The 26286-nt window shown below is 66.5% G+C and carries 32 protein-coding genes and 1 pseudogene; 17 read left to right on the plus strand and 16 right to left on the minus strand.

What is annotated here, in order from left to right:
• A partial coding sequence (locus VFG33_RS23050) for an ATP-binding cassette domain-containing protein (RefSeq protein ID WP_325055036.1) occupies positions 1–165 on the minus strand: 165 nt, incomplete at its 3' end.
• A gap of 97 nt (positions 166–262) precedes the next feature.
• Between VFG33_RS23050 and VFG33_RS23055 the strand changes: the two genes are divergently transcribed.
• Positions 263–772 (plus strand): GbsR/MarR family transcriptional regulator, encoded by a 510-nt coding sequence (locus VFG33_RS23055; protein ID WP_325055005.1) that lies wholly within the window; start codon positions 263–265, stop codon positions 770–772.
• 42 nt (positions 773–814) lie between these two features.
• On the opposite strand, the gene VFG33_RS23060 is transcribed toward VFG33_RS23055, so the two are convergent.
• Positions 815–2671 (minus strand): alpha/beta fold hydrolase, encoded by a 1857-nt coding sequence (locus VFG33_RS23060; protein WP_325055006.1) that lies wholly within the window; start codon positions 2669–2671, stop codon positions 815–817.
• A 100-nt stretch (positions 2672–2771) separates the two neighbouring features.
• A complete protein-coding gene (locus VFG33_RS23065) occupies positions 2772–3455 on the minus strand; it encodes an NBR1-Ig-like domain-containing protein (protein WP_325055007.1) in 684 nt (227 codons plus the stop codon).
• A 177-nt stretch (positions 3456–3632) separates the two neighbouring features.
• On the opposite strand from VFG33_RS23065, the gene VFG33_RS23070 reads away from it, so the two are divergent.
• Both VFG33_RS23070 and VFG33_RS23075 read left to right on the plus strand, forming a co-directional pair.
• Positions 3633–4328 carry a CHAP domain-containing protein gene (locus VFG33_RS23070; RefSeq protein WP_325055008.1) on the plus strand — a complete coding sequence of 232 codons (696 nt, stop codon included), beginning with the start codon at positions 3633–3635 and terminating at the stop codon, positions 4326–4328.
• Positions 4329–4537: 209 nt separating this feature from the next.
• Positions 4538–5236, plus strand: a complete 699-nt coding sequence (locus VFG33_RS23075) for a peptidoglycan-binding domain-containing protein (protein WP_325055009.1) — start codon at positions 4538–4540, stop codon at positions 5234–5236.
• An 80-nt stretch (positions 5237–5316) separates the two neighbouring features.
• On the opposite strand, the gene VFG33_RS23080 is transcribed toward VFG33_RS23075, so the two are convergent.
• From VFG33_RS23080 to VFG33_RS23090, 3 genes are read right to left on the minus strand one after another with little or no spacing between them, the layout of a single operon-like run.
• Positions 5317–6123 (minus strand): alpha/beta fold hydrolase, encoded by an 807-nt coding sequence (locus VFG33_RS23080; protein WP_325055010.1) that lies wholly within the window; start codon positions 6121–6123, stop codon positions 5317–5319.
• 10 nt (positions 6124–6133) lie between these two features.
• Positions 6134–6730 (minus strand): hypothetical protein, encoded by a 597-nt coding sequence (locus VFG33_RS23085; RefSeq protein WP_325055011.1) that lies wholly within the window; start codon positions 6728–6730, stop codon positions 6134–6136.
• Complete coding sequence (locus tag VFG33_RS23090) at positions 6727–7851, minus strand: hypothetical protein (RefSeq protein WP_325055012.1); 1125 nt, start codon at positions 7849–7851, stop codon at positions 6727–6729. Before VFG33_RS23090 ends, VFG33_RS23085 begins: the two co-directional genes overlap by 4 nt.
• Positions 7852–8015: 164 nt before the next feature.
• Between VFG33_RS23090 and VFG33_RS23095 the strand changes: the two genes are divergently transcribed.
• From VFG33_RS23095 to VFG33_RS23105, 3 genes are read left to right on the plus strand one after another with little or no spacing between them, the layout of a single operon-like run.
• Entirely contained in the window at positions 8016–8327 is a 312-nt protein-coding gene (locus VFG33_RS23095) for a helix-turn-helix domain-containing protein (RefSeq protein WP_325055013.1), read from the plus strand.
• 2 nt (positions 8328–8329) lie between these two features.
• On the plus strand, positions 8330–9613 hold the full coding sequence (locus tag VFG33_RS23100; RefSeq protein ID WP_325055014.1) for a type II toxin-antitoxin system HipA family toxin: 1284 nt from the start codon (positions 8330–8332) through the stop codon (positions 9611–9613).
• 58 nt (positions 9614–9671) lie between these two features.
• Complete coding sequence (locus VFG33_RS23105) at positions 9672–10352, plus strand: DNA alkylation repair protein (RefSeq protein WP_325055015.1); 681 nt, start codon at positions 9672–9674, stop codon at positions 10350–10352.
• A 13-nt stretch (positions 10353–10365) separates the two neighbouring features.
• Here the strand turns inward: VFG33_RS23105 and VFG33_RS23110 are convergent, their stop codons facing one another.
• Positions 10366–11061, minus strand: coding sequence for a DUF5984 family protein (locus VFG33_RS23110; RefSeq protein WP_325055016.1), 696 nt, complete (start codon positions 11059–11061; stop codon positions 10366–10368).
• A complete protein-coding gene (locus VFG33_RS23115; protein WP_325055017.1) occupies positions 11061–11534 on the minus strand; it encodes a hypothetical protein in 474 nt (157 codons plus the stop codon). Before VFG33_RS23115 ends, VFG33_RS23110 begins: the two co-directional genes overlap by 1 nt.
• 165 nt (positions 11535–11699) lie before the next feature.
• Between VFG33_RS23115 and VFG33_RS23120 the strand changes: the two genes are divergently transcribed.
• Positions 11700–12308, plus strand: coding sequence for a TetR/AcrR family transcriptional regulator (locus VFG33_RS23120; protein ID WP_325055018.1), 609 nt, complete (start codon positions 11700–11702; stop codon positions 12306–12308).
• On the plus strand, positions 12305–13591 hold the full coding sequence (locus VFG33_RS23125) for a flavin monoamine oxidase family protein (protein ID WP_325055019.1): 1287 nt from the start codon (positions 12305–12307) through the stop codon (positions 13589–13591). The genes VFG33_RS23120 and VFG33_RS23125 overlap by 4 nt, the downstream gene beginning before the upstream one ends.
• A gap of 135 nt (positions 13592–13726) precedes the next feature.
• Here VFG33_RS23125 and VFG33_RS23130 read toward each other — a convergent pair whose 3' ends face one another.
• From VFG33_RS23130 to VFG33_RS23150, 5 genes are all read right to left on the minus strand, one after another.
• Complete coding sequence (locus VFG33_RS23130) at positions 13727–14281, minus strand: DUF3039 domain-containing protein (RefSeq protein ID WP_325055020.1); 555 nt, start codon at positions 14279–14281, stop codon at positions 13727–13729.
• 26 nt (positions 14282–14307) lie between these two features.
• The gene (locus VFG33_RS23135; RefSeq protein WP_325055021.1) at positions 14308–14736 is read right to left on the minus strand and encodes a hypothetical protein; all 429 of its coding nucleotides are present in this window, start codon (positions 14734–14736) and stop codon (positions 14308–14310) included.
• 56 nt (positions 14737–14792) lie between these two features.
• Entirely contained in the window at positions 14793–15215 is a 423-nt protein-coding gene (locus tag VFG33_RS23140; RefSeq protein WP_325055022.1) for a helix-turn-helix domain-containing protein, read from the minus strand.
• A 290-nt stretch (positions 15216–15505) separates the two neighbouring features.
• Positions 15506–16582 carry a redox-regulated ATPase YchF gene (gene ychF, locus VFG33_RS23145; RefSeq protein ID WP_325055023.1) on the minus strand — a complete coding sequence of 359 codons (1077 nt, stop codon included), beginning with the start codon at positions 16580–16582 and terminating at the stop codon, positions 15506–15508.
• A gap of 98 nt (positions 16583–16680) precedes the next feature.
• Positions 16681–17208, minus strand: coding sequence for a GNAT family N-acetyltransferase (locus VFG33_RS23150; RefSeq protein ID WP_325055024.1), 528 nt, complete (start codon positions 17206–17208; stop codon positions 16681–16683).
• A gap of 268 nt (positions 17209–17476) precedes the next feature.
• Between VFG33_RS23150 and VFG33_RS23155 the strand changes: the two genes are divergently transcribed.
• The gene (locus tag VFG33_RS23155; protein WP_325055025.1) at positions 17477–18232 is read left to right on the plus strand and encodes a polysaccharide deacetylase family protein; all 756 of its coding nucleotides are present in this window, start codon (positions 17477–17479) and stop codon (positions 18230–18232) included.
• Positions 18233–18236: 4 nt separating this feature from the next.
• On the opposite strand, the gene VFG33_RS23160 is transcribed toward VFG33_RS23155, so the two are convergent.
• Positions 18237–18545 (minus strand): hypothetical protein, encoded by a 309-nt coding sequence (locus tag VFG33_RS23160; RefSeq protein WP_325055026.1) that lies wholly within the window; start codon positions 18543–18545, stop codon positions 18237–18239.
• 101 nt (positions 18546–18646) lie between these two features.
• On the opposite strand from VFG33_RS23160, the gene VFG33_RS23165 reads away from it, so the two are divergent.
• The 5 genes from VFG33_RS23165 to VFG33_RS23185 all read left to right on the plus strand — a co-directional run bounded on the left by VFG33_RS23165 (position 18647) and on the right by VFG33_RS23185 (position 23489).
• Complete coding sequence (locus tag VFG33_RS23165; protein ID WP_325055027.1) at positions 18647–19879, plus strand: DNA recombination protein RmuC; 1233 nt, start codon at positions 18647–18649, stop codon at positions 19877–19879.
• Positions 19880–20192: 313 nt separating this feature from the next.
• Complete coding sequence (locus tag VFG33_RS23170) at positions 20193–21383, plus strand: glycoside hydrolase family 64 protein (RefSeq protein ID WP_325055028.1); 1191 nt, start codon at positions 20193–20195, stop codon at positions 21381–21383.
• Positions 21384–21533: 150 nt separating this feature from the next.
• Complete coding sequence (locus VFG33_RS23175) at positions 21534–21923, plus strand: ArsR/SmtB family transcription factor (protein ID WP_325055029.1); 390 nt, start codon at positions 21534–21536, stop codon at positions 21921–21923.
• The gene (locus tag VFG33_RS23180; protein WP_325055030.1) at positions 21920–22369 is read left to right on the plus strand and encodes an SRPBCC domain-containing protein; all 450 of its coding nucleotides are present in this window, start codon (positions 21920–21922) and stop codon (positions 22367–22369) included. The genes VFG33_RS23175 and VFG33_RS23180 overlap by 4 nt, the downstream gene beginning before the upstream one ends.
• 7 nt (positions 22370–22376) lie before the next feature.
• Positions 22377–23489 (plus strand): aromatic ring-hydroxylating oxygenase subunit alpha, encoded by a 1113-nt coding sequence (locus VFG33_RS23185; RefSeq protein WP_325055031.1) that lies wholly within the window; start codon positions 22377–22379, stop codon positions 23487–23489.
• 13 nt (positions 23490–23502) lie between these two features.
• Here the strand turns inward: VFG33_RS23185 and VFG33_RS23190 are convergent, their stop codons facing one another.
• A complete protein-coding gene (locus VFG33_RS23190) occupies positions 23503–24111 on the minus strand; it encodes an NAD(P)-dependent oxidoreductase (RefSeq protein ID WP_325055032.1) in 609 nt (202 codons plus the stop codon).
• Between the two features lie 75 nt (positions 24112–24186).
• On the opposite strand from VFG33_RS23190, the gene VFG33_RS23195 reads away from it, so the two are divergent.
• From VFG33_RS23195 to VFG33_RS23205, 3 genes are all read left to right on the plus strand, one after another.
• Positions 24187–24573 (plus strand): winged helix-turn-helix transcriptional regulator, encoded by a 387-nt coding sequence (locus VFG33_RS23195; protein ID WP_325055033.1) that lies wholly within the window; start codon positions 24187–24189, stop codon positions 24571–24573.
• 75 nt (positions 24574–24648) lie between these two features.
• Complete coding sequence (locus VFG33_RS23200) at positions 24649–25176, plus strand: SigE family RNA polymerase sigma factor (protein ID WP_325055034.1); 528 nt, start codon at positions 24649–24651, stop codon at positions 25174–25176.
• A gap of 3 nt (positions 25177–25179) precedes the next feature.
• Positions 25180–25995, plus strand: coding sequence for a hypothetical protein (locus VFG33_RS23205; protein ID WP_325055035.1), 816 nt, complete (start codon positions 25180–25182; stop codon positions 25993–25995).
• 5 nt (positions 25996–26000) lie between these two features.
• On the opposite strand, the pseudogene VFG33_RS23210 reads toward VFG33_RS23205, so the two are convergent.
• Positions 26001–26286 (minus strand): annotated as a pseudogene (locus tag VFG33_RS23210) (4-hydroxy-3-methylbut-2-enyl diphosphate reductase); the annotation flags it as partial.

The following is a 26286-nucleotide window of genomic DNA, read 5'->3' on the forward strand; positions in this document are numbered from 1 at the left end:
GCGTAGCAGCCCGAGCAGGACCCTGATGGTGGTGGACTTCCCGGCTCCGTTCGGGCCGAGGAATCCGTGCACCTCGCCGGTGGCGACCTCCAGGTCGAGCCCGTCGAGTGCGTGCGTACTTCCGTACGACTTGTGCAGTCCAGAGACAACGATGGCTGATGTCATGATTCATAACGTACACTTCATTCAGAAGAATGTGAATCTTACTAACGTGTCTCTCACGAATCAGGGATTCCGGTCACCCAGAGGGGATGATGTGGCGGTGAGCGCATCCAGGGAACGAGACGAAGAGGCGGTCCAGCGGTACGCCGAACAGTTCGGCAACGTGCTGGCTGAGACGGGCTGGCCGCGTATGTCGGCCAGAGCCTTCGCTGCCATCCTCGCGAGCGAACACGGCCGGCTGACCGCGGCGGAACTCGCCGACCGGCTCCAGGCCAGCCCTGCCGCCATCTCCGGCGCGGTCCGGTACCTGCTGCAGCTGCGGCTGGCGACCCGCGAGCGCGATCCGGGCAGCCGGCGGGACGTCTATGTGGTTCAGGACGACTTCTGGTTCGAGACCATGATGGCGCAGGACGGCGGCCTGGTGCGGTGGGAGGACATCCTCACCCAGATGCTGCAGGCAACGGGTTCCGGCACCGAGGCGGACCGGCGGATCCGGGCGACGCTCGGCTTCACCCGCTTCATCCGGGACGAGGTCGAGGGCCTGAAGGACCGCTGGATCAAGCGCAAGGCCGAGATCGACGCCGAACTGGACGCGGAGTACGACAGCTGAAGCGGGGGCTGGGCTGGAGATCCCCAACCCAGCCCCCGTGGTTCATCGCAGCGAGCTGGCCGCGACCTCGTCAAGGGCCTGCTGGAGCAGCGGGTTCACCTTGGTCTGCAGGGTCTTCGACTTCGGCAGATGTACTGCGTTACCGTCCACCGGACCGTCGACCGGGTAGACCGAGAGTTCCGCCGGCAGCGGACTCGTACCGCAGACCTGGTCCTTGCCCGGCAGTTCGCCGGTGAAGACGAACCGGTCCCCGATCTCCTCCGCACACGCCGACGCCGAGCCGACGTACTGACCGTGCTGGCCCTCGTCGTCGATCGCGACGAACCGGGTGGCCTGCTTGGTGGCCTCGTGCGTCCGGAGCGATCCCTCGTACGCCGTGGCCGGGTCGAGCTCACCCTGCACGATCAGCATGCGAGGCGATCCCTTCAGATCCAGCTTGCGGTCCTGCGGGGCGTACTTCCAGAACGCGCAGAACGGGACGCCGTTCATGTAGCCGAAGAAGTCGTACTTCTTCGCCATCCGGTCGGCTTCCTTGGTGTAGAAGTTCGGGTCCTTGTTCCAGGCGGTGTCGTTGCAGCGCACCGTCGTACCGATGGCACCGAGGTTCACCGGCTGGTCGGGCGAGGTGGCCTTGGCAGCCTCGGCGCGCCCGTCGGCGAGTACGCCCTTCAGCGAGTCGACCTGCGTCGCCGCGATGGTGGACGCGGCCGCCGCGGTCACGCCGTACCGGGCTCGCAGCGCGGCAAGGGTGTCGAAGGCCTGCAGCTCGGGCGACAGGCGTGCCCAGGCACGGTCGACGTGCCCCAGCTCGACCTTGCCGGACTCCGAAGGCGCCTTGGTGAACTCGTCGTGCACCAGGACGTCGAGCGTCGCCCGGATGAAGCGGGTGTTGCCGTAGATCGCGCTGTAGATCAGGCCGTCCAGGTTGTAGCCGGTGACCGAGCTCTCGCCCTCCTTGACCAGCGTGGTCAGCTGAGCGCGGACGCCGTTGTACTTCGCCTTGACCTGGGCCGTGGTGCTCCCGAGTCCCTGGATCTGGTCGGCGTGCCGGGCGATCCACGGGAACAGCTGGGTGTCGCGCCGGCGCTGGCCCGAGAACGGGTCGAAGTTCACGTTGTCCCACTGGGTGTGGGTCCAGTCCATGTTCGAGTCGAGCACGAAGCGGCCGACCTTCGACGGATACGTGTCGGCGTACCAGCCGCCGAGCCAGGTGCCGTAGCTGTAGCCGATGAAGTTCAGCTGACGCGCCTTGAAGAGCGCGCGCAGGAAGTCCATGTCGTACACGGTCTGCTGGCTGCTGACGAACTGGCCGAACTCGGTGGCCGAGCACGCGTCGGCGTACAGCTTCGCCTCGGCCACCTCGGCCTGGTGCGTGAGCTTCGTGCGCTCCTTGTAGTCCGGCGTCACCGGCAATGCGTTCAGCGCCTCGGCAGTGGTGATGCACTGCAGTGGCGTACTCGCGCCGAAGCCGCGCGGGTCGAAGCCGAGCAGGTCGAAGTCGCTGAACAGCTGCGGCTTCTCAGTGGCCAGCGAGGCCGACAGTGAGACGCCGGCACCGCCCGGGCCGCCGGGGTTGCTGGTCATCAGGCCCTTCGCCGTACCGGTCGCCTTGCTGTAGGAGATCGCGACCTGGACGTCCGGGTGCGCGTCGGGGTGTGCCCAGTCCATCGGCACGTTCACCTTCGCGCAGTTGGTCGTCGGGGCCTGCGGGTAGAGCCGCTTCACCGCGGCGTCGAACGAACAGACCGACCACGTGATCGGCTGGTCGAGGTACCGCTGCGGGATGGACGGGGTCTTCGGATCCGACGGCTTGGAGGCCGCCGACGCCGTACTGACGCCAAACAGTGGGGCTACCAGAACAGCAGCCAGGACCACCGCGAGCTTTTGAGGTTTGAACACGCTGAGACTCCTGTGTTTCCGGGCGGTCAGGATGCTGCAACCTAAGACTTTCCAGCCCGGCTTGCCAGGCATCGGGCCGACGTCAAGGGCAATCCCTCAGTCAAAGTTCATGCACCGTGAAGATCGTGCAGTAGATCGGCGGGGACTCCAGGCCTGGGTAATAGAGCCGCCCAGCGTCGTCCGTCAGCTTGAAATACGCCGTCGACGCGCCGACTTGTGACGGCGCTTGCAGCTTCATTCGGACCGTCACCACCTCACCCGGTACTGCGTCTGGCAGGTTCGCGCGGGCCGGAGATCGCAGCCAGCCCGGGGTCCCCGCTGCGCCCTGCCGGGTCAACCACCGGTCATGCCAGGGCCGCTCCCCACTGTTGCGGATCTCCCAGCTCTTCTCGAACGCCTGATCCAAGATCACCCGGGTCCCGTCCGGCACGGTCTCCCCCACGAGCTCCGCGCGATCCTCCGGATGGTGGTCCGCGGGGACCGAACCACCGAGTGACATCGGCTGGACGTGGCGGCGTACGTCCCGTTGCGACATCTCCTTGCCGGCCCGGACGGCTGCGTCGAGTTCCATCAGCTGGTTCACCAGGGCACTCCCCGCGCCGAACGACACGTCGTACCACTCGATCAGCTCGCGGCTCGGCTTGGTGTGGCCGCGTTCGACTCTGGACAGGTGGCCCTTGTCCCAGCCGGACAAGGTGGCCGCGCGGGTGAGCGGCACGCCGGCGGCCTCCCGCAGTTCCCGCATGCGGCAGCCGATCACGTATCGCGCCTGCGCTGGCCTCACGGTGCTCTCCCCAGCCTCACCGTTATCCGTCTACGAAGTTTAGCCGCAAATGGTCAATGATTTTCGTTGCCTACTGCGACAACACGGTGACTGTCTGATTCTCTGCAGGTAGTGCCAGATCGCCAAGGACTTGCCCCGAGTCTTCAGCGACTGTTTCCCAGCGAAGGGACCACTCTCATGCGGACCGCCCTCTCCCGCACCATCGCACGCCTCACTGTTACCACTCTTCTCGGTGGTATCGCCGTCGCCGGCGGCGTGGCGCTGCCCGCGCACGCCGCCACCGGCACCGTCGTCACCGACAGCGGACTCGGAGTCACCATCCGGTCCGGCAACGCCACCAAGTTCGCCTCGGTCGGCACCCAGCCGAACGGTCCGGTCGAGATCGACTGCCAGCTCTACGGCGAACCCGTCACCGGCAAGTTCGGCCGGAGCCTGATCTGGGACCACATCCCCGGCAAGGGCTTCATCTCCGACTCCTACGTCAACACCGGCAGTTCCGGGCTGGTCGCGCCGCTGTGCACGAGCAACCCGCGCGCCGACGCCGCCATCGCCTGGTACGTCGCCCGCAACGGGTCCACCGCCTTCCAGGGCTACTGCGAGATGGCCGCGGAGAACTCCTACGGCAAGACCGGGATCTGGGCCTCGGCCAAGGCGGACTGGAACGACGCGGTCGCTCGCGGTGTGGCCCATCGGGGTGACCTGAACCCGCCCAAGGGAGCACTCGTCTTCTGGGACCTCGCAGCGCCGTACGGGCACGTCGGCGTGGCGCGCGGTGACGGCTACTTCTGGGCAACCAGCGTGAACAACAAGATCGGACTCGCCAAGCTCCCGTACTTCTCCTCCTACCTCGGCTGGGCCTGGCCGAACTTCTGACCGCCCCGACAGTGAGCTGCCCGCAAAGCCCTCCCCCTCCGGCCTCGCGGGCAGCTCACTCTTCTGCTCGTGCTTTTGCTTGGGAGAACCGACCGAACGGTACGGGCGAGGTACGGGTGAGGTACGGGCAGCGGGTAGTTGCTGCTGGCACCTACCGTGCGGCTACGGCACGGAACACGTTCGGGTCGTCCAAGGAGGAACAGAACTAGATGAGGAACATCCTGCGTCAACGTCGCAGCCGTAGCGTCGTCGCCGCCACTGTGCTGGCAGGCGGTCTGGTGGCGGGCGTGACCACGGCGGTTCACGCGGACCTGACCAGCTCGAGCACGCCGACGTCTTCGGCCTCCGTCGGGTCCCCTCCCGCCGCGACGGCCGCTACGGCCGCTACGGCTGAGAACGAAGCGACCGCCGCGAGCTGTTACAGCACCTACCTGGCCTACGGCAGCCGTGGCACCTGCGTGAAGCAGCTCCAGTCGAAGCTGGGTGCGCTCACCGTGGACGGCGTGTACGGCGCGGCGACGCGGAGCCGCGTCCGGGCGTTCCAGGCCGACGGCCGCCTCACCGTCGACGGCAAGGTCGGCCCCCAGACCTGGCGCAAGCTGCGGACCTTGGGCAAGGCGCTGGGATGGAGGTCCGGGGTCACCGTGTACATGTGCAAGGAAAGCTCGACGTGGTTCCGCTACTCCGTGTGGAACAACGCGCGCAAGAACGCCTACTGGAGGCTGTACACGTCCGAGATGTACATCGAAGGATCCGCCATCCTGAACAACCGGATGGAGAGCCAGGGCACGACCGCCGCTCGAGCGCGCGACAGCAGGAAGCTCTGGGTCTGGCTCGACCGCGAGGGATCGACGACCACTACCAGCGTGCGCGACTTCTCGCCGAGCACCCTGCCCGCCTGCGTCTAGGCGCGTGCTGATCTGTACGAGCTGACGCAGCGGTTGCGTCAGTTCGTACAGACGCACTGCAAGGGTCTGGATCGTTCCGATCAGGCTGCCGCGAACTCCTCCACCCGAGTTAGCCAGTCGTCCACAAGCGCTCGATAGAGAGCGTGGTTCTGGACGGGAAGATCATGATCAGACCGATCCAGTACTGCGTACGTCGCGCGCGGGTAGTCGTCCAGCAGGGGCCACGCGTCGGCGTACCCCGTCATGGTGTCCTGGCGCCCGGTGACGATCAGCGTCGGAGCTTCCAATCGCGTGGCCGGGTCGAAGCTCAGGGCGTACCCGTCCCGCTGGATCTTCCCGAGAAACTCGAGATCGGCCTGCTCCTCGGCCGGCAGGTAGAACCGCTTCTGCTTGTCCCGATGAGCTTCCAGGTACTCCGCGGTCTGCACGAGCGGCCGCGGATCCTCATCAGTCGCAAACCTTTCGTCCGCGATCCACGGCGCGTACTCCGGCAGCGTCCTCTTCGCCCGATCCACGACGATCCCCGGAACCCTCAGGAGCAACCCCAGGACCTGCGCAGGATCCCGATGCACCAACCCCCGCGCATGCAACCCACCCGCTGACGTCCCCGCAACCGCGTACCGCTCGTCCCCCACGACATCGCCGATCACTCGCGCGATGACCGCGAGCATCCCGTCCTGATCCTTGATCCAGTCCCGGGCCGGCGTTCTCCCTGTCCCCGGCGGATCCAGATAGATCCGCCGCCACCCCGGATGCCCTGCAAACACAGGCTCATGAACCTCCTGAGCCTCCCCGTTCGCATTCCCCCACCCAGGCAGAAACACCAAAGGCCGCCCGGCACCCACAGCCTCGTAGTACACCGGCAGGTCATCCACAAGACTGATCACCAGCCCGACGTTAGCGGGCGATCGGCAGCGGCAGGTCGGCGGCAACCACGCGGAACTCGGCCGCGATCGCACCGTCGGTGGTGACGTCAAAGCTGTTGAACTGGACCCGTTGGTCGACGATCAGCCACAGCTCGACCCGATAGCCGTTGCCGTCAGGCCTGGCTGTCGGTTCGGTGATGGGCGGGTCGGCCAGCAACGCCGTACGGCGAGCTTCCTCGTCCGCCGAGCCGGGCCGCCACGGGATGTCGCTGACGTCGGCGATCGGTCGAACGAGCACCGAAGGCCCACGCGTCACCTCGAGAAAGGCCAGGACGTAACCCAGCGCGGTCTCCGGGTCGGCGATCCGCGCACCGCCGCGCGCTGCAACGAGCTCGAAGAAAGCGGGTTGGTCGTCAGCGAGCACCCGTACGACGCCGTCCGGCCAGGCGCCGACGTACGTCTGCAGCGGGTGATCGGTGTCGGTGATCGCCACCTGCCAGACCGCGTCTTCCGCCAGCCCGGGCACCGGGTACGACGAGATGTCGGCCGTGCCATCGCTGACCTTGGCGCCGACTGCGGGATGCAGTGCGTCCGCGATCGCGGTCCGCTGTTGCGCCGTTGGCTTCATGCGTTGATCACCGGTGACGGATTGGTGGTGGGGAGTCCGGCCGGTGTGGTCGGGGCGACGTGCACCCCGTCCCAGATCTTGCCGTAGTGCTCGGAGTACGTGATCGGGCCCGTCGAGGTCACGAAGGTGCCGTCGTGGAACCAGTTCGTCACTTTGCCGTCCCGTATCGTCGTCCGGGCCTTGGCGGCAGCCACTGCGTCGGAGAGCGCGGGGTCGGCGTCCTTGAGTTTCTTCACCTCGGCCGCATGGGCGTCCTGGTACTGCTTGATCAGGCCCGCCGTCAGGCCGGAGCCTGCGATGTCCGCACCCGCTTTCGCCATCGGGCCGGCGCCTTCGATGGCTCGCACGACCGCCTCGGCTTCGTCGGCGATCTTCGCCGTGACGAACGCCGCTCTGGTCAGTTTCGCGGCGTCGGCCGCCTTTCCGCTCTTGAAGGTCAGGGCGTGCTGGGCCTCGTGCATCATCGCGATCGCGGAGCCGACCACCGGCGTGGTCTTGTTCAGGAAGATCTTGCCACCCTGGTGGAACGAACCCGTTCCGGTGTACTCCCAGTCGACCGTGATGGAGTTGTTGGCGATGACCTCCAGCGCCCACTTGCCGGAGTCTGTCGATCGCATCTGGGTCTCGATCAGCTCCTGCCGGCTCGGCGGCGTGATGAGCGAGAGAGCCAGCTTGAGTTCATCGCCGCTGAAGTCGCCCCGGATGTCCGCCTCGAGCGTCCGGCCGGTCAGCGTCACATAGACGGCGGAGAGGGCGGCAATCTTCGTCGCATCGCGACCACATTGCCGCAGGGCCGAGTAAACAGCGGCCTCGTTGGTGCCGAGTCCCTCAATAGCGTTCTGGATCTGCTTGGCCAGCGCCGCGTAGTCCGGCCCCGCCGGCGCGGGGGTGCCGGTCCCAGTGCCCGGTTCGGTGCCGACCTCCGCATCCAGCGTGGGAGACACATGGCGCTGCACAGTCCCGTCCATCATGGCCGCAACCGCCCGATTACCAGCGTCAGCCTGCAACCGCGCAACAAGCTCGCTGCCAACCAACTGCCCCGGATTCTTCCGGGCCGCCGCGCGCTCCCGTACGCCGCCCGCGGACTTCCCCGCCGGCTGCGTCCCCTTACTCTCGCGCATGAAAGGAGCCTGACCTCCTGCAAGGGGCACGTCAAGACACTCCACCCGCCAGCTCACAGCCCGCCTTCCGACGCCTCAACGGACGTCAGCGATGTCGTCGTACGCTTACACCTATGGATTGTCGGCGTACGCTGACATCCCGTAGACTGTCGACGTACGGCGACATGGAAGGCAGGAAGGTGGACATCCGCACGCCACACGACCTCGGCGCCGCAGCTCGCGGTCGCCGCCAGACACTCAAGCTCTCCCAGGCTGAAGTCGCCGCCGCCGCGGGGGTGTCTCGGGCCTGGGTGACCGAGTTCGAGGCGGGCAAGCCGACAGTGGAACTGGGTCGGGTTCTGGCTCTGCTCGAGGCTCTGGACCTCACCTTGGACCTTCGAGCGTCGGGCGGGACGCCAGCGCAGAGATCCCCTCGGACTCGGACGTCGCCGGATCTGGGCTCTCTGATGGAGGAGTACAAGAGGGGGGCCAACTGAGTATGGCCGAACTCCGCCTGCTCCTGGGTGACGACGTCGCCGGCACAGTGGCGCGGCTGCCAAACGGCAAACTCGCGTTCCGCTACGACCAGACCTACGTGGACAAGGAAGGTCCGGCGACTCCCGTCTCGGTGTCGATGCCGACCCAGGTCCTCTCGCACAGCGACAGCCAGATATCGCCGTGGCTCTGGGGCCTGCTGCCGGACAACGACGCCGTACTGAACCGGTGGTCGCGAGAGTTTCACGTCTCAGCCGGCTCCCCGTTCTCTCTGCTCGCGACCCCCTTGGGTGAGGACTGCCCAGGCGCCGTTCGGCTGATCCCGCCGGACCACCTGCCCGCGACGGACGACCCTGAGCTCACCAACGTCGACTGGCTCACCGAGACCGAGATCGCCCGGCGTCTCCGCGATCTCAAGCAGGACCACACCGCGTGGCTCGGAGCGAACCACGCCGGCCGCTTCAGCCTGGCCGGAGCCCAGGCGAAGACGGCCCTGCTCCGGGATGGAGATCGATGGGGCGACCCGCAAGGGAACACCGCCACGTCCCACATCTTGAAGCCCGCCATCGAAGGTCTCGACAACCATGACCTGAACGAACATCTGTGCCTGTCCGCCATGCGCGCTGCCGGATTGTTCGCAGTCCGTAGCAGCGTCGAGCGCTTCGAGGACCAGAGCGCGATCGTCGTCGCGCGTTACGACCGGCTACTCCGCGACGGACGGCAACTGCGCATCCACCAGGAGGATCTCTGCCAGGCACTTGGCGTGCATCCCGTGAGGAAGTACCAGAACGAAGGCGGGCCAGGTCCCAGCGACATCGCCGCCCTGTTCCGGCGAGTGATGCCTCATGCTGCCGCCCTCGACTCAACTCGAGCTTTTCTGGATGCACTTGTGTGGAACTGGACCATTGCCGGGACCGACGCTCATGCCAAGAACTACTCGCTCTTGCTGCTGAAGGACCAAGTCAGCCTCGCCCCGTTCTACGACGTGGCCTCCGCGTTGCCCTACGACATCCCCGAACAGAAGATGCGCCTGGCAATGAAGTTCGGCAGCGGATACCGGATCAATCCCAGCAGCAGCCCGTGGGCACGCCTCGCGACAGACCTGCAACTGCCGGAGGAGGAGGTCCGCGCCCGCGCCGCCCGCGTGATCTCCACTGCCCCGGACGCATTCTCGACGGCCGCCTCGGACCCCGCAGTACGAGACCTCGAAAGCACTTTGCCGTCCCGCCTGACAGACCTCGTCACCCAACGGTCCCGGCGGTGCGCCGCGTACCTCGCCGCGGACTAGCGCAGGAGGCCTACCTGCCTCGTAGGCTGACCTCGCACGGAACGGACAGGAGGTTGAGGTGGCCGAGACGATGGTGGTCGAGGTGATGGCCGAGTTGGCCGAACTCGAGGACCCGAAGGCACGCGAGGTGAACGAGAAGCATGGTGACGACCACGGCGTGAATCTCGGCAAGCTGCGCGCGGTCGCAAAGCGCCTGAAGACGCAGCAGGAGCTCGCGCGCGACCTCTGGGCGACAAACGACACCGCGGCCAGACTGCTGGCGCTTCTGATCTGCCGCCCGAAGGCGTTCGAGCGCGACGAGTTGGACGTCATGCTGCGCGAGGCGCGCGTCCCCAAGGTGCACGACTGGCTCGTGAACTACGTGGTGAAGAAGAACCCGCACGCCGAAGAGCTACGCCAAGCCTGGTTCGCCGACCCGGATCCAGCGGTCGCCAGTGCCGGTTGGGCCCTAACCACCGAACGCGTAACGAAGAAGCCCGAGGGCCTCGACCTCGCAGGACTGCTCGACGTCATCGAGTCGGAGATGAAAGACGCCCCGGACCGTCTGCAATGGGCGATGAACCACTGCCTGGCCCAGATCGGAATCGATAACCCCGAGCACCGCGCCCGCGCACTCGCCATCGGCGAACGCCTAGAGGTCCTCAAGGACTACCCAACCTCCCCCGGCTGCACCTCCCCCTTCGCACCAACCTGGATCAACGAGATAGTCCGCCGACAACACGATCAGGCGCTGGCCTGACCTGTTGAACGCCTCAAGGCAACAGTCGCGCAGCGCCCGCTCGTACTGCTGACCAATCCGTACTGCGGAGGCGCGCGCGTGCGTGCGCCAACCAGTTCGAGCGGTCACGGTGCTCGGACCGTAGCTGAGCCAGATCCAGTCCCACACCGACAGGAGGAGACGCCTCGACCTCGGCGATCCGGGCTTCCATCGCGGCCAGCAACGACCGATCGAACTCCTCGACCGCAGCCACGAACTCCTCGACACCAACCGTCACCTGCAGGACCCGGGGCTCGGCGAAGTTGCTCGGTGCCTGCCAGTCGATCGTCACCTGGTCGCCAGTCCGCCAGCAGCACAACGTCGGCGGTTCACGGAGGTACCCGAGGTACATGTACCTGCCCGACCACCAGTCCATCGCAGCGTCAGCGGCCTCCGACTCGATCTCATTCCACCCATGGTGATCGGACCGAAGAAACCCGACCAGATCTGCCGGCACCTCCTCGAGCACGACAGGAAGTAACTGGAGCAGGTCTTCCCAGAGCCGAGCGACGTAGTAGTCGACATACGGGATCTCGTAATCAGCCGAGAACCGCAGCAGCCGGACCTCATCGACCTCGATCCAGTACCAGCCGTCAGTCAGACCGAACCAATGCAGGTTCGGCCTCTCCCGACCCCAAGCACCAACCTCCCCTAGAGGCGTCAGCTCGAAGCCGAACCGAAGCTCAGACATCATGCCGATCCCTGAGACCTCGGGTTCTCAGAAGTCCCGGCGAATCTCGCGCCCTGGCCGTAGACGTGCGCCGAGACCACGGTGTCACGAGTGAGCACATGGTCGACCAGTTCCCAGAACTCGCCCAACATCGGATGAGACAGCGCCTCATCTCGTGACAGCTTGCGCCCGAAGACCGCGGACTCTCCCCAAGCCTGTGCTGCCGGGACGAGTGAAGCTGCCGGCTCAGTCTGCCCTTCGACTGGCCCGACACGGCACCCGAAGGTGAAATGGTCGTCCGCGCCCTCGCCCCAGGTCGGCGAGAAAACTGCATCAATCCAGGCTTCATGGCCGTCGTGGTGATAGCACGATGCGTAGTAGACGGCGTACGCATCACCAGCCTTGTTGACGAACGCCGTCACTCGCGTCATCGGTTGCTCGCAATGGTCACACCTTGACTCGACGACCTGCGCGCCAGGCTCAATCTCCAGCATGACCACATCTTCGCCCTGGACTGGGCCAAGCAGTGAGGAAGCGCCGAACCGTGCGGCGTCAACTACGTCACGGAGTCAATGTCTTCGAACGTAGACAGCCTCATGGATGGAATGATGCATTTTTGCGTCAAATGAGGAATACTTGCGTCATTTGAGGGAGGTGGCGTGCTGGTGCGTACGGATATGGATGGGGTGTTGGAGCGGGCGATCCGGGTGGTCGCGCAGGACCGGGGGGCGTCGATGGGAGACATCGCCGCGCGGGTGGGGGTGTCGCGGGCGACGCTGACGCGCCTGTTCTCGACCCGCGAGGGGATGATCGACGCGATAGGTCGCAGGATTCTCGCCCACTGCGAGGAGGTCCTCGACGAGGCCCGCCTCGACGACGCACCGGTCGATGAGGCTCTGGCCGTGCTGGTGCGGAACTACGACGTGCTCGCACAGCTGTGGTCCGTGGTCTACGTGGAGGCGGACGTGCTCGGCGTGGCCGAGCTGAGTGATGCCGCGGACACGGTCGTGGAACGGATCACTGCCTTCGTGGTCCGCGGTCAGGGCGAGGGGCTGTTCCGCACGGACATGCCCGCGACCTGGCTCGCCTCCACCCTGTGCTCCCTGGCCGAGTGCGCCTGGGAACTCGTCGGTGAGGGCGCCATGGGCGACCGCCAGGCCCCGGCCTGCCTGACCGAACTGCTCCTCGACGGCGCACGCCCCCGGCCGCCGGCCGCGACGACAACCGACCCCCGGCCCGAGCCATCACCCAAGGAGAGCAGGGCATGACCGGCATGACCAGGCGCTGGCTCTTGACCGCCGCCGGAAGCAGCCGGACGATGCCCCAGCCGAGCGCTCTGCCTGAACCCGTCGCGTTCCTGCGCACCTCTTGGTCGAACGACCCGTTCGCGCTCGGCTCCTACTCCTTCCTCGCCCCCAGCCTGCTCGGTACATCCGTACGCCAGCAGCTCGCCGCCCCCGCCGGGCGCCTGTACTTCGCCGGCGAGGCAACCTCCCAGGAAGCGCCGGCCACGCAGGCCGGAGCGCTACTCAGCGGCCGGAGAGCAGCCGCCGAGATCATCAAGGCGGCCCGCCCCGGCGAACATGTGATCGTGGTCGGCTCCGGGTTCTCCGGCCTCGGCTGCGCACGCGACCTGACCAACGCCAGCCTGTGCGTCACCGTCCTGGAGGGCCGCGACCGCATCGGCGGCCGGACCTGGACCGAGCGCCTCGACGGCATCCCGGCCGAGCTGGGCGCCTCCTGGATCCACGGGCACAAGGGAAACCCCATCACCACCCTCCTCCGCGAAACCGGCGGACGCTCCTACCCGTTCGACTACGACAGCGTTGTGGGCCGTGACGAGGACGCGCTGGCCGAACTCGAGACCTATCTGTCGAAGGCCGAGGACGTCGAAGACCCCGACACCACCCCGTACTCCGCTCTCCTGCCAAGCAAGATGTCACCAGCGCTCCGTTCTGCGGTCAACTCCGTCCTGGTCCAGGAGTACGGCGCCGAACCCGAGCACCTCGCCATCGCCGCCGAGGAGGAAGATGTCGCCGGCGAGGGCAGCGACTTCCTTCTGCCCGACGGCTTCGACCGCCTCCTCGCCCACGTCCGCGGCAGCATCCCCGTACGGACGGGCGCCGTCGTCACTCGCATCGCCCGCACCGCCGACGGCGTGACAGTTACCCTCGCGAACGGCGAAAACCTGCGTGCGGACCGGTGCGTCGCGACCGTTCCGATCGGTGTCCTCAGAGCCCAGAAGATCACCTTCGAACCCGCGCTGCCCGCCCCGAATCGCGAGGCCATCGAGGCCCTCGGATCCGGACTCCTCGACAAGCTCTGGCTCCAGTTCCCGTCCGTCTTCTGGGACAAGAACGCCGACGCCATCGAATGGTCCGACCCCACCGACCCCGGCCGCTGGTCGTTGTGGGTCAACGGACACCGTGCCTTCGGCGAGCCCGTCCTCCTCGGCTTCAACGCCGGCCGCCCCGCCCACGACCACGCCCACCTCACCGACCAACAAGTCGTCGCCAGCGCCATGGACTCCCTACGCCGCATGCACGCCTAAAGGCGCCCACCCCTGCCCCCTCCTCAAGGACTCCCCCGGCTGCACGTCCCCTTCGCACCAACCCGGATCAGCGAGATAGTCCGCCGACAGCACGGCGAAACCGTCGACTGACCGACGAGACTCGCTGGAGAGCCATCATCCGGGCAACTGGTCGTGCGCATCAGCGCATTCGGGACACATCGGCAGTTTGTCGTGATCTTGGGTAGGCACAAAGAAGACTCCGCACATCCCCCTCACCGCAGCGCCGTTGATCGTGCTGCTGGCGAGGTCCTTGCGGTGGCAGTAGTGCTTGGCCTGGCCCGGCCTCCACTCCACCAGTTCGCCGCGCTCGACGTACTGTCGAACGGCCGCCGCGCGCTCGGACCACCAGCCGGGCTCACTGATGTTGCTGTACGTCTCTTTGTAGCGGTCCCAGGCCTGATCAAAGGGGCATAAGGCATTGAGGACGGCCCGGCGCATCTGCCAGGCCAGGTTCGTTCCGATGAAGTTCGGCTCGATGTGTGCGCTGACAAAACAGTCCTCCGCGTCGAGGCCTGGCTCATTACTCACGCTGATCTCGACCGTCCAAGTTCCGACGACATGCCGCGGTTGCGCCGCCGGATGGCGTACCTGAAATCGAGCGCTCTTGTGGTCTTTGGCTAAGTCGAGCGCGTCCGCCGTCAGTCGCTGAATCTCGAGGCGCCACTGCATATTCAGCCGGGAGACGGTCTCAACCCTCAGGAGTTTTTGACATCTTGCTCCGACGGAAAGTATTTCGCCTCGTCGTTTGCATCGAAGGCACGCTTGAGCACTTCGTAGAAATCATCGCGATCCAGATGATCCCCTTTGGCCAGGCCGGCAGCGACCAGCCAGTTGACGCCCGTTTCATGATCCCGCCAGACGGCTCCACGCCACTGACCAATCTTGATCTCAAGGAAGGATGCCGACCGCGCGCAGTTGATGACTCCGACGAAATTGTCATCGGCCTCGTCCGCACCGAAACACTCGGCCGCCTTTCCCACAACGGCATGAGGGAGTTCACTGACTGGATGCAGGGCTTCGATGCGCCCTTCCGCAATGGCCCGCAGCGGCCAAGGGTCCGCCCAGCCTGACTGCAGATCGTCCGTCAGTACCCGAAGCGTCGGCCGAGCCCTGCGATTGTGCATTGCGACATCATGCAATGTTCCTCAGGACCCGGCCAAACCCAAACTCCCAGACGGCGTCACAGATCGTTGAGCAACTCTTCGATTGCGCCGCGATCAGTGCTCGTCGGGTTAGCGAAGCGCTCGGCAAGTTCTCGACGGTCGCGTTGACGCTGAGCCTCAAAGGCGACAACGTCCTTAAAACTGATACGCCGATCGCGGCCAACTCGATAGGACGGGATCTCGCCATTATCAAGGAGCTTGTACAGGTGAGTACGACTCATACCGAGTCTCGCAGCGACCTCGGCGGGGGTGTACTCGGTGGTTTCCTCGACGACGGCGAGGTCCGCACCATCCAGAACTCGACTCGTCAAACTGAGCAGAAGGTCGCGCAGTTCAGACTCGTCGAGGCTGCTGGCGAACTGCGCGAGTGCTTCAAGCTGACCACGGGGGATCTCAGTGGCTTCCAGCGTGCCGATGGTTTCGCGCGTCTTGATTGTCATCACGGCTCCTACAGATGTCACATCTGCTGTAGATGTCACAGATGACACTACGTGCGACATTGCACCCCGTCAAGTCGCTCGATCACCCCATCCGCACCTGCGGACAGTAGAAGCTCGCGCAGTCGCCTGGTCAGAGCCTGCAGCGTTTCCTCGCCAAGCCTGTTTCTCCCACCGGGAAACAGGGCCCTTTAGGAAACAATCTGTGTCAAGTCACAACCGATTGCACTGTGTGCTCGCTGCATGGCTCGACTCGCTCGACTGGCCGGAGCTGGCATGGGAGCTTGTGGTGCTCAGACGTTGAAGCGGAACTCGACTACGTCGCCGTCGGTCATGATGTAGTCCTTGCCTTCTATGCGGACCTTGCCGGCTGCTTTGGCGGCGGCCATGGAGCCGGCTTCTACCAGGTCGTCGAAGGAGACGATCTCGGCTTTGATGAAGCCGCGCTGGAAGTCGGTGTGGATCACGCCGGCTGCCTCGGGGGCCGTGGCGCCGCGCTTGATCGTCCAGGCGCGGGATTCCTTCGGACCGGCGGTCAGGTAGGTCTGCAGGCCGAGGGTCTCGAAGCCAACCCGGGCCAGTACGTCGAGGCCTGGTTCGTCGACGCCCATCTCGGCGAGCATCTCGCGGGCCTCGTCCTCGTCGCCGAGCTCGACCAGTTCGGCCTCGAACTTCGCATCCAGGAAAATCGCCTCGGCCGGCGCGACCAGGTCCCGCATCTGCTGCTTCAGCGGCTCGTCGGACAATTCATCCGCGTCGCAGTTGAAGACGAACAGGTACGGCTTGGCCGTCATCAGCATCAGCTCGCGGATCGCGTCGCGGTCCACCGAGGTCGCGATGATCGGAGTACCGGCCTCGAGGTGCTTCTGCGCCTCGCGCACCGCCTCCAGTACTGCGCCGCCCTCCTTCTTCAGGCGGGCTTCCTTCTCCAGCCGCGGGATCGCCTTCTCGACGGTCTGCAGGTCGGCCAGGATCAGCTCGGTCTGGATCGTGGAGATGTCGTCGGCCGGCGAGACCTTGCCGTCCACATGGGTGACGTCGTCGTCGCGGAACACCCGGGTGACCTGGCAGATCGCGTCCGACTCGCGGATGTGGCTGAGGAACTTGTTGCCCAGGCCCTCACCCTCCGACGCGCCGCGGACGATGCCGGCGATGTCGACGAACTGCACGGTCGCCGGCAGGATCTTGGCCGAGCTGAAGATCTCGGCCAGCTTGCCCAGCCGCGCGTCCGGTACGCCGACCACACCGACATTGGGCTCGATCGTCGCGAACGGGTAGTTCGCCGCGAGCACGTTGTTCTTGGTCAGCGCGTTGAAGAGGGTGGACTTGCCCGCGTTGGGGAGCCCGACGATTCCGATGGAGAGTGCCACGGGCGACAAGGTTACGCGCCCGGACCCACCTGACCCCAATCCTGCAGCTCCGGTACTACGAACCGCCCGCGCCGGCCGTGGTTCGCAGTACAGGGAGGTCAGATCACGAAGGACTCGAGTTCGGCGTTGTACCAGCGCTTCGTCCGGCCCAGCGGGCGCATCCCGAGCCGGCGGCAGACGCCGAGCGACGCGCTGTTGTCCGGCCGGACCACCGCATAGATCGCGTTCAGCCCCGACCGGAAGCCGTGCCCGATCGCACCGCGAGCCGATTCCGTCGCCAGGCCGCGGCCCCATGCATCCGGGTGGAAATGCCAGCCGACCTCGATCTCGCCGTTGCCCGGCTCGCTGGTCGGCTCGGGCAGCGGTACCAGCAGCACCGTGCCGGCCACGGTCGCCGTGGATTTCTCCTCGACGGCCCAGACGCCGTACAGGGGATCCTTGTTGCGCTCGTTCCAGCGCTCGATCAGCCGGGACGCGGAGTCGCGGTCGGACATCACCTGGGGGTCGGCGCCGAGCCAGCGCGACACCTCCCAGCGGCCGTAGATGTCGAACACCCGGTCGCCGTCGGCCTCGGCCCAGTCGCGCACGACCAGCCGCTCCGTTTCGAAGACCACCTTGCGGTCCATCGCCGCCACCTCCCATCACCTGCCTCGATGATCTATCCGCGACCACCCACCCGGAGCAAGCGATAACCACAACCGTGACCACATGGAGAGCAAGTGCCTCGAGATCAGTCACGGATGGTGGTCGGCCGCTCGCGGCCTTGCGAAGTCGACTGAGATCTCCTCGCAACACGGCGATGCCAACCAGGTCAGGATTCGAGGCGTCTTCCCACTGTGAGGCTCCTGAGGGGGAGCGACCGGGGACCATCCGCCTGATCCGCAAGGGAGCATCATGTCCCGAAAGCTTGCTGCCGTTTTCGCGACCGGCGTTGCCGTCGCGATCGTTGTCGGGACGTTGATCGCTGTCGCGCTAGGCCATTCCAACCCGCCGAGTCCGACCACCATGTCGCACATCACACCGACGGTTGCGCCCTCTACACCACCAACCTCGACACCCACGAAGACGGTTGGTAGTCCGGTCGCCGACCCGACCGCAGCACTTGCCGCAGGCAACAAGAAGGTGCTCTTCTTCAGCTTCGACGACGGTCCCGACCCGGTCTGGACGCCGCGGATCCTGCAGATCCTGCGCAAGCACGGCGCACATGCGACCTTCTTCGAGCTCGGCAAGATGCAGGCCGAACACCCCGGTCTCCGCGAGCAGATCATTGCCGAGGGCAACACGATCGGCAGTCACTCGATCACGCATCCGCAGCTGACCGCCCTGTCCGCGGCGGCGCGGCACCACGAGATCTTCGACGGACCCGAGTCGAAATGCTTCCGGCCGCCGTACGGGGCGTCGAACCCGAAGGTGCGCGCCGACATCAAGGCAGCGGGGATGACGCAGGTCCTCTGGGACGTGGATCCGCGCGACTGGAAGCGGCCCGGCGTCCAGGCAATCGCCAACAACATCCTCCACCACGCACACCGCCGCAACATCATCCTGCTGCACGACGGCGGCGGCGACCGCAGCCAGACAGTCGCCGCACTCGACAAGGTCCTCCCGATCCTCAAGGCCCAGGGCTTCACTTTCCCCGCCATGGACTGCTGAGGGATCAGTCGCCCACCGCGGCAGCATCTTCTGGCGCAGCGGCCCGGTCGCGGCCGGCGATCATTCCCATCGCACCGCCGAGCAACACCGCACCGCCCACGATCAGCATCACGACGGTGATGTCCTGCCGGCTGTCCCGCCGATCGACGCAGTCCGCCCTGAGCTCCTTGAAGAACTTCTCCCCTGTCGAGACAGGGTCTGCTTCCCGGAACGGAGAGCCGCAGGAAACGACGAGTGTGCTGACCGGGACGAGTCCGAGCGCGACACCGACCAGCATCACCAAGCCGCCGATCGCTGCGAGTACTTTGAACATTGCCCTGCCTTCAGACGGAGATGCTGCTGCAAGGTAGTGCATCACCCGGCTCACACGGCCGCTGCGCGAAATTGTCGGCGGGGTCTGCCACTGTCTGTGACATGACCGGTACGACGGTGTTGCTGCTGCTGGTGTTTCTCGTGGTCGGGCTGTTGCTCGGCTCGGCCTTCGGGGTGCTCTGGGCGCGTGGTCGCGACGGGGCGCAGTTGGCCAGGATCACGGCCGAGCGTGATGCGGCCGAGGACCGGGTGGTCGAGTTGACGCAGGAGCGGCACTCGGTCGGGCAGCAGATGTCGGGGCAGGCCGTGGTGAAGGAGTCGCTGGACCGGCTGCATGCCCAGCTGAACCAACTGGAGAAGGGCCGGGCCGCGTGGCAGAGCCAACTTCACCAGCAGGTGAACGAGGTCCGGATGAGTGGCGAGGCCCTTCGGCGCGAGACCGCCTCCTTGTCGACAGCCCTGCGCAAACCGCAGGTCCGCGGTCGATGGGGTGAGCTGCATCTGCGCCGGACGGTCGAGTTGGCCGGCATGGTCGCGCACTGCGACTTCACCGAGCAGACCACAACGGTGACGGACGACGGCGTGCTCCGTCCCGACATGGTGGTCAGACTTGCCGAGGGCAAGAATCTGGTGGTCGACTCGAAGGTCCCGCTCGCTGCCTTCCTGGAGGCAGCCGAGTCCGACGACGCCGATTTCACCGAAGAGCGCCTCCGGGCCCACGCGCGGCACCTACGAACGCACGTCGACCAGTTGTCGGCGAAGGCGTACTGGTCGCGGCTCCCGTCGACGCCCGAGTTCGTCATCCTGTTCGTGCCCGGCGAATCCTTCCTGTCCGCCGCGCTCGACGTGGAACCTTCGCTGCTCGAGTACGCGGCCGAGCGCCGGGTCATCCTCGCGACCCCGACCACCTTGATCGCCACCCTGCGCGCGGCCGCCTACGCGTGGAACCAGTCGGCGCTGACCGAGTCCGCCCAGCAGGTCTTCGAGCTCGGCCGCGAACTCTACGAACGCCTCAGCACGATGGGTGAACACCTGGGCCGGGTCGGACGATCCCTCACCTCGGCGGTGGATGCTTACAACCGCACGGTCGGGTCGTTCGAGAGCCGCGTCTTCACCACCGCCCGCAAGCTCCGCGACCTGCACGTCACGGAAGCCGAACTCGAAGCGATGGAAGCGATCGAGGCCTCGGTCCGCCCGCTCACCGCACCCGAACTCCTGGCCCTCGACGACCCAACGCCCGACCCGACCCACCGCTGGATCCCGACGCCCCCGGTCGACCGCACCTCCCGCGACGACCCGCCAGCCCTGCCTGGCATCGACACCCAGACCGGCTGACCCGGAGACGGCTGTCGGCTGGTTGGCATGTCAGGCGTCGGGAATCCGCCAGTGTTCCGGCATTGACAACTCCTGCGGCCGCTACCACGATGAGAGCGCTCTCACCCCCATCCGGTGGCCTACCGTCCCTCACCGGATGAGCCGTGAGCATCGGTGATCCATGGTCTGCCGTGCGCCGGCGGGCCACTGACTCAGGCCGCTGAGGTCCTGGGCTTGTTCGGTTGTGGAGCTGTTGCGACCTGGTAATGCAGCCGCCTTCGCGACCGGCCGGTGCTCCACCTTCTCTCGCATGGGACAGACCTGAGGAGGATTTGTGCGCATCAACCGCAAACTGGTGGCGGCTCTCGCCGCCGCGGCAACCATCGCAGCAGGACTCATCGCCACGGTGGCGATTCCAGCCGAGGCAGTGCCCCCGACCATCCCACTGAAGATCACCAACAGCTCCGGCCGCGGCGATCCGGTCTACATCTACAACCTCGGCACCAACCTCGCGACCGGGCAGCAGGGCTGGGCCGACGCAGGCGGCACCTTCCACGCCTGGCCGCCCGGCGGCAACCCGCCGACGCCCGCTCCGGACGCGTCGATCGCCGGTCCCGGCAACGGAGGCTCGATCACCATCCAGATGCCGAAGTTCTCCGGCCGCGTCTACTTCTCGTACGGCCAGAAACTGGTGTTCAAGCTGACCACCGGCGGCCTGGTGCAACCCGCGGTCCAGAACCCGAGCGACCCCAACCGGAACATCCTGTTCAACTGGACCGAGTACACGCTGAACGACTCCGGCCTGTGGATCAACAGCACCCAGGTCGACATGTTCTCCGCCCCGTACTCCGTCGGCGTGCAACTCGCGAACGGCAGTACCAAGACCACCGGCAAACTCAAGCCAGGCGGCTACAACAACTTCTTCAACGCACTCCGCGGTCAGCCCGGCGGCTGGGCCAACCTGATCCAGACAGCCCCGGACGGCACCGTACTGCGCGCGCTGGCCCCCACGTACGGCGTCGAGACCGGTCTGCTTCCGGCCAACGTGATGGACGACTACGTGAACCGGGTCTGGTCGAAGTACAGCTCGGAGACGCTGACCGTGACGCCGTTCAGCAACGAGCCGAACACCAAGTACTTCGGTCGCGTGTCCGGCAACGTCATGAACTTCACCAACAGCTCGGGCGCGGTGGTGACGTCCTTCCAGAAGCCGAACTCGACCAGCATCTTCGGCTGCGCCGGACTGCTCGACGCTCCGAACGACCTGGTCCGCGGCCCGATCTCCCGGACCCTGTGCGCCGGCTACAACCGGTCGACGCTGCTGACCAACCCGAACCAGCCCGACGCCAACAACGCCAACTTCTACCTGGACACGGTGACGAACCACTACTCCCGCAAGATCCACGCGCAGATGGTGGACGGCAAGGCCTACGGATTCGCCTTCGACGACGTCGGCGCGCACGAGTCCCTGGTCCACGACGGCAACCCTGCCCAGGCCTCCATCACCCTCGACCCCTTCAGCTGAGGTGAGTTGACGGGACCTCGGACACCCCACGGGGACCTCGGACAGGCTATTTCCTGTCCGAGGTCCCCGAATCCTGTCCGAGGTCCCCATTCCTGTCCGAGGTCCCGTTGGCCTTGACGCGGGGTATTGGTTAGTGGCAGCTTACCGTTCGTGGGGACTTACGGAAGCTTGACGGCGGTAGGCCCGGTGCTGGACGCGCTGGGCGATCCGACGCGGCGGGCGATCCTGGACACCTTGCGGCGGAGCGGCCCGAGTTCAGTCAGCGGCCTGGCCGAGCGCGTACCTGTCAGCCGCCCGGCGATCTCCCAGCACTTGAAGGTGCTCGGCCGCGCGGGCTTGGTGGATCACGAACCACAAGGCACCCGGAACATCTACCGGGTGGATCGCACCGGGCTGGACGAACTGCGGAGCCGGCTCGACGAGTTCTGGGGCGAGGCACTCGACGCCTTCGCCGACCACATCCGTACCGAGACCCGCGGTACCGAGGAACCACCCGCGGCCGGCGGACGGCGTACCGAAGAGTTGGAGGCAGGGGGATGACTGTGCAGCAAGGACTCGAACCGCTGGTGAAGACCGTGGTGGTGCCGACGACGCCGGAGCGGGCGTTCGAGGTGTTCACCGCCGAGATGGCGGCTTGGTGGCCGCTCAGGACGCACTCGGTCGGCGGGGACAAGGCCACCGACGTCCGAGTCGAGGGAGCCGTCGGCGGGCGGATCGTCGAGTACGACGCGGACGGGCCGGTCGGCTACTGGGGCACCGTGTCGGACTGGGATCCGCCGAAGACGGTCAGTTTCACCTGGCATCCGGGCACCGATCCGAAGCAGGCCGGGCACGTCACTGTGACGTTCCGGCCGGTCGGCGACGACACCGAGGTCGAGCTCACCCACACCGGCTGGGAACGCCGTCCCGACGGAGCCGAGGCCCGCACGGAATACGACTCCGGCTGGACCTATGTGCTCGACTTCTACGTGAATCACCACCGATAGTGGGCGGGTGAACGCACCGGTCGACCCTCGAGCCCTCGCCGCATCACTGCGTCCGCACGGCGAGTCCGTGATGCTCCCGCGCGAGGCCTACACGGATCCGGATGTGCTCGCCTGGGAACGGCGCCACTTCTTCGCCGCCCACTGGACCTGCCTCGGCCGCGCCGAAGAACTAGCCGCCGGTACTGCGTATCGCGCGACCGTCGTCGGTGACGTGCGGGTGCTGCTGACCTTCGGCGATCGTCCTCGGGCGTTCGCCAACACCTGCCGGCATCGCGGTCACGAACTCCTCCAAGAAGGGGCCTCGAGCAACCACAGGGCGGTCGTCTGCCCGTACCACGGCTGGTCGTACGAGCTCGATGGTGCGGTCAAGGCGGCTCCCCGGATGGGCGATTCCTTCGACCCCACGCCGTACGGGTTGGTCGAACTGCCGACCGAGGTGTGGCACGGCTGGTTCTTCGTGAACGCGCTCGGTACCGCGGCACCGTTCAGCGAGCACGTCGGCGGGATGGCGGACCTGGTCGCGCCGTACCGGCCCGAGTTGCTCGCACTCAAAGCGCGGCACAGCTACGACGTGGCGTCGAACTGGAAGACGATCGTGGAGAACTACCACGAGTGCTACCACTGCCCGCTGATCCATCCCGAACTGTGCAAGGTCTCCCCGCCGACCTCGGGCGACAATTGGAACCTGCCCGGTGCGTGGGTCGGCGGCCTGATGGACCTCAGGCCGGGCGTCGAGACCATGTCGCTCGACGGCCGCTCCGGCGGAATCCCCTTGCCCGGTGTCGATCCGCGGACCGTGAACTACCTCGGCCTGTTCCCGAACCTGCTGATCTCGTTGCATCCGGACTACGTGATGACGCATCGGCTGGAGCCGCGAGCGCCGGGACTCACCGCGATCGAGTGCTCGTGGTACCTGCCGGCCGCGGTGGACGACCCGTCGTACGCGGTCGAGTTCTGGGACGTCACCAATCGCGAGGACTGGGCCGCCTGCGAGTCGGTCCAACGGGGCGCCGAGTCGCCGCATTTCCAGCCCGGGCCGCTCGCGCCTGCCGAGGACGCCGTCTACCAGTGGGTGACGATGATCGCGCGCGGCTATCTCGGCAAGAGCCTCAGCCAGTAAGACTCAGCAGACCTCAGTAGCCCAGGGTGAAGCGCTGCCGGCGATGGGCCGGCTTCTCGATCTCGTCCACCAGCGCGACCGCGAAGTCCTCGGCCGAGATCTCGTGCCCGACCGGCTCGTCGAGCCCGAGCCGGAAGGTGCCGGTCCGCTCCCCCGGCGCGATCACCTGCGCCGGCGACAGCATCGTCCAGTCGACGTTCTCATCGGTCGCGCGCAGGATCTCCAGCGCCTGGGCGGCAGTCAGCGACTCGGCCTTGTACATCGCCGGGAACTCCGATACGTCGACCACCCGCTTGCCGTCGACAACCAAACTGCCGGCGCCACCGACCACGATCACTCGGGTTCCGTCAGCCGCCGCGACCAGAGTGTCGATCGCATCCAGGTAGTCCTGGTGATCCCCGCCGGTCCGGCTCGGCCCGATCGCCGACACCAGCACGTCCGCCTCGGCCGCGATCTCCTTCACGGACGCCAGGTCTCCTGCACTCCCCCGCACCGCCCGTACGCCGGCCGGCTGGTCGCCACCGGATCGGGTGACCCCGATCACCTCGTGGCCCCGGCTGACCGCCTCGGCCGCCACCCGGCTGCCGACCATCCCGCTCGCCCCATAGATCGCGATCTTCATGTTCTCTCCTTGTCGGTCGATACATTCAACGGTAACCACTGGTTACTGGCTACTTCAACGTGCTATAAGTACCTTGTGGTTACTAATGGGGAGCTGGTCTGGGAGCGGGGCAATCTTTTCGACCCCGACTGCCCGACCCGCCTGATCCTGGACCGGATCGGCGACAAGTGGACGGTGCTGGCGCTCCTGCTGCTGGACGACCGGCCGCTGCGCTTCACCGAGCTCCGCAACGGCATCGGCAAGGTGGCACCCAAGGTGCTGACCCAGACCCTGCGCCGGCTGGAGCGCGACGGCCTGGTCACCCGCGAGGTGTTCGCCGAGGTGCCACCCCGGGTCGTCTACGCCCTCACCCCGATGGGCCGGTCCCTGATCGAGCCGATCGCGGCGGTCAAGAACTGGGCCGAGGAGCACATGCCGGCCATCACGGCCGCCCAGGAACATTACGACCTGGCATCCGGTTGATCTCCACTCAACCTTTCTGACCTCCTGTGTCATCACACTCCTGAGCACTGTCACCCAGGGGGCGAGGACAAGAGGATGGATCCAGGAGTTGAGCAGGAGTTCGCGAGCTTCGTGGACGGGCGGTTCACCGCTCTCCAACGGTTCGGCTATCTGCTGACCGGTGAGTGGCATCTGGCCGAGGATCTGGTCCAGACCTCGCTCAGCAAGGTGTGGTTCCATCGCAAGGCCCTGCGCAGCAGCAATGCGCTGGAGAGCTACACCCGCACCGTGATGGTGAACACCAGCACCCAGTGGTGGCGCCGCAAATGGAGGGGCGAGACCCCGACGGAGTTCCTCCCGGAGGCGGCCGCACCCTCGCAGTACGGGGTGGTCGAGGACCGGGACCGGCTGCTGCGTGCGCTGGCGACGCTGCCGCGCCGGACGAGGGCCGCGCTGGTGCTCCGGTACTTCGAGGATCTCCCCGACGCCGAGATCGCCCAGATCATGGGCTGCTCCACCAGCACAGTGAAGAGCAGCGTCTCCCGCGGCCTGGCCAAGCTCCGCGAACACCACCTGCTGTCCGATACCGACACCCTGGCCGCCTCCGCCGGAAAGGAGGGCTGACCGATGACCGACGACCTGAAGGACCAGCTCCGCCGACTCGTGAGCGATCCGCCGCCACCGAGCGGCGTACCGAGTGAGAACGTCTTGGCCCGCATTCGTACTACGCGCCGGCGGCGAGCAGCCGGTGTGGCTGTAGGGACCGCCGCAGCCGTGGTCGCCGTGGTGGCCGTTGCCACGGGCACCTTTGCCGGAACCAACTCGGCCCCGCCCATCACCAACACGCCTGGCAACCCGCAAACGATCGTGACCGGCCCACCGACCGTCACCCCGAGCCAGACATTACCCAGCTCGAAATCCACGGTGACCAAGCCGCCGGTGTCGAGCGACACGCCTGACAGCCCGCCGCCGAGCAAACCGTCATCCCCCAGCAGCACCCCGCCACCCGCCGCAGAGCCGGTCGAGCTGACTCTGAGCGTGGACCCGACGGTAAAGGGGTTGACCGCGACCGTGAAGTGGCGGTGGTCAGGCTCGCTCCTGGCCCCGGTCAGCAGGTTCAACGGCAAGTCGCTGGCGATCGCCGACTACAAGTTCTCGGACCTGGCTTTCAACTGGGACTACGACTTCGGCGACGGCAACTACGAGCCGGCCACCGGCAAGAACGGCAGCGGCCTGACCTGCGAGGGCGCAGAAGATCGCGCCACGGGCAGCGCCTCGGGCACCACCGAAACACATACCTACGAGAAGCCCGGCACCTACAACTTCACCTACATCATCACGTACTGCACGGCCGACGGTGAGCAGGTCATCAAGAAGACCGAGAAGCTGGTCATCAAGGCCCCGGCCGGCCCCTCCACCACCCCGACCTCGCCGTCGCCGTAGGAGTTCTAGGCGTGGTCTGACGTGCCTGTGGTCGCCATGCCGGCGGCTTTCAGGTCGGTGCGGAGCTCGCGGGGGAGAGAGAACACCAGGCTCTCCTCCGCGGTGGTGACCTCCTGCACCTCGCCGTACCCGCGCTCCGCCAGCCAGGCGAGCACGTCGCGGACCAGGATCTCCGGCACGCTCGCGCCGCTGGTGACGCCGACCGAATCGACCCCTTCCAGCCAGACCTCGTCGATCTCGGTCGCGAAGTCGACCAGCTGCCCGGCCTTGGCGCCGTGCTCGACGGCGACC

The organism is Kribbella sp. (genome assembly GCF_035687465.1).
Classification (GTDB): domain Bacteria; phylum Actinomycetota; class Actinomycetes; order Propionibacteriales; family Kribbellaceae; genus Kribbella.

What these genes read in the sequence shown, in the direction of transcription:
- VFG33_RS23070 (WP_325055008.1), top strand. Translation starts at nt 3,633, where the DNA reads ATGCGGACCGCCCTCTCCCGCACCATCGCACGCCTCACTGTTACCACT.
- VFG33_RS23075 (WP_325055009.1), top strand. Translation starts at nt 4,538, where the DNA reads ATGAGGAACATCCTGCGTCAACGTCGCAGCCGTAGCGTCGTCGCCGCC.
- VFG33_RS23085 (WP_325055011.1), bottom strand. Translation starts at nt 6,730, where the DNA reads ATGAAGCCAACGGCGCAACAGCGGACCGCGATCGCGGACGCACTGCAT.
- VFG33_RS23090 (WP_325055012.1), bottom strand. Translation starts at nt 7,851, where the DNA reads ATGCGCGAGAGTAAGGGGACGCAGCCGGCGGGGAAGTCCGCGGGCGGC.
- VFG33_RS23095 (WP_325055013.1), top strand. Translation starts at nt 8,016, where the DNA reads ATGGAAGGCAGGAAGGTGGACATCCGCACGCCACACGACCTCGGCGCC.
- VFG33_RS23100 (WP_325055014.1), top strand. Translation starts at nt 8,330, where the DNA reads ATGGCCGAACTCCGCCTGCTCCTGGGTGACGACGTCGCCGGCACAGTG.
- VFG33_RS23110 (WP_325055016.1), bottom strand. Translation starts at nt 11,061, where the DNA reads ATGTCTGAGCTTCGGTTCGGCTTCGAGCTGACGCCTCTAGGGGAGGTT.
- VFG33_RS23115 (WP_325055017.1), bottom strand. Translation starts at nt 11,534, where the DNA reads ATGCTGGAGATTGAGCCTGGCGCGCAGGTCGTCGAGTCAAGGTGTGAC.
- VFG33_RS23125 (WP_325055019.1), top strand. Translation starts at nt 12,305, where the DNA reads ATGACCGGCATGACCAGGCGCTGGCTCTTGACCGCCGCCGGAAGCAGC.
- VFG33_RS23130 (WP_325055020.1), bottom strand. Translation starts at nt 14,281, where the DNA reads ATGCAGTGGCGCCTCGAGATTCAGCGACTGACGGCGGACGCGCTCGAC.
- VFG33_RS23135 (WP_325055021.1), bottom strand. Translation starts at nt 14,736, where the DNA reads ATGCACAATCGCAGGGCTCGGCCGACGCTTCGGGTACTGACGGACGAT.
- VFG33_RS23140 (WP_325055022.1), bottom strand. Translation starts at nt 15,215, where the DNA reads ATGACAATCAAGACGCGCGAAACCATCGGCACGCTGGAAGCCACTGAG.
- VFG33_RS23150 (WP_325055024.1), bottom strand. Translation starts at nt 17,208, where the DNA reads ATGGACCGCAAGGTGGTCTTCGAAACGGAGCGGCTGGTCGTGCGCGAC.
- VFG33_RS23155 (WP_325055025.1), top strand. Translation starts at nt 17,477, where the DNA reads ATGTCCCGAAAGCTTGCTGCCGTTTTCGCGACCGGCGTTGCCGTCGCG.
- VFG33_RS23160 (WP_325055026.1), bottom strand. Translation starts at nt 18,545, where the DNA reads ATGTTCAAAGTACTCGCAGCGATCGGCGGCTTGGTGATGCTGGTCGGT.
- VFG33_RS23165 (WP_325055027.1), top strand. Translation starts at nt 18,647, where the DNA reads ATGACCGGTACGACGGTGTTGCTGCTGCTGGTGTTTCTCGTGGTCGGG.
- VFG33_RS23180 (WP_325055030.1), top strand. Translation starts at nt 21,920, where the DNA reads ATGACTGTGCAGCAAGGACTCGAACCGCTGGTGAAGACCGTGGTGGTG.
- VFG33_RS23190 (WP_325055032.1), bottom strand. Translation starts at nt 24,111, where the DNA reads ATGAAGATCGCGATCTATGGGGCGAGCGGGATGGTCGGCAGCCGGGTG.
- VFG33_RS23200 (WP_325055034.1), top strand. Translation starts at nt 24,649, where the DNA reads ATGGATCCAGGAGTTGAGCAGGAGTTCGCGAGCTTCGTGGACGGGCGG.
- VFG33_RS23205 (WP_325055035.1), top strand. Translation starts at nt 25,180, where the DNA reads ATGACCGACGACCTGAAGGACCAGCTCCGCCGACTCGTGAGCGATCCG.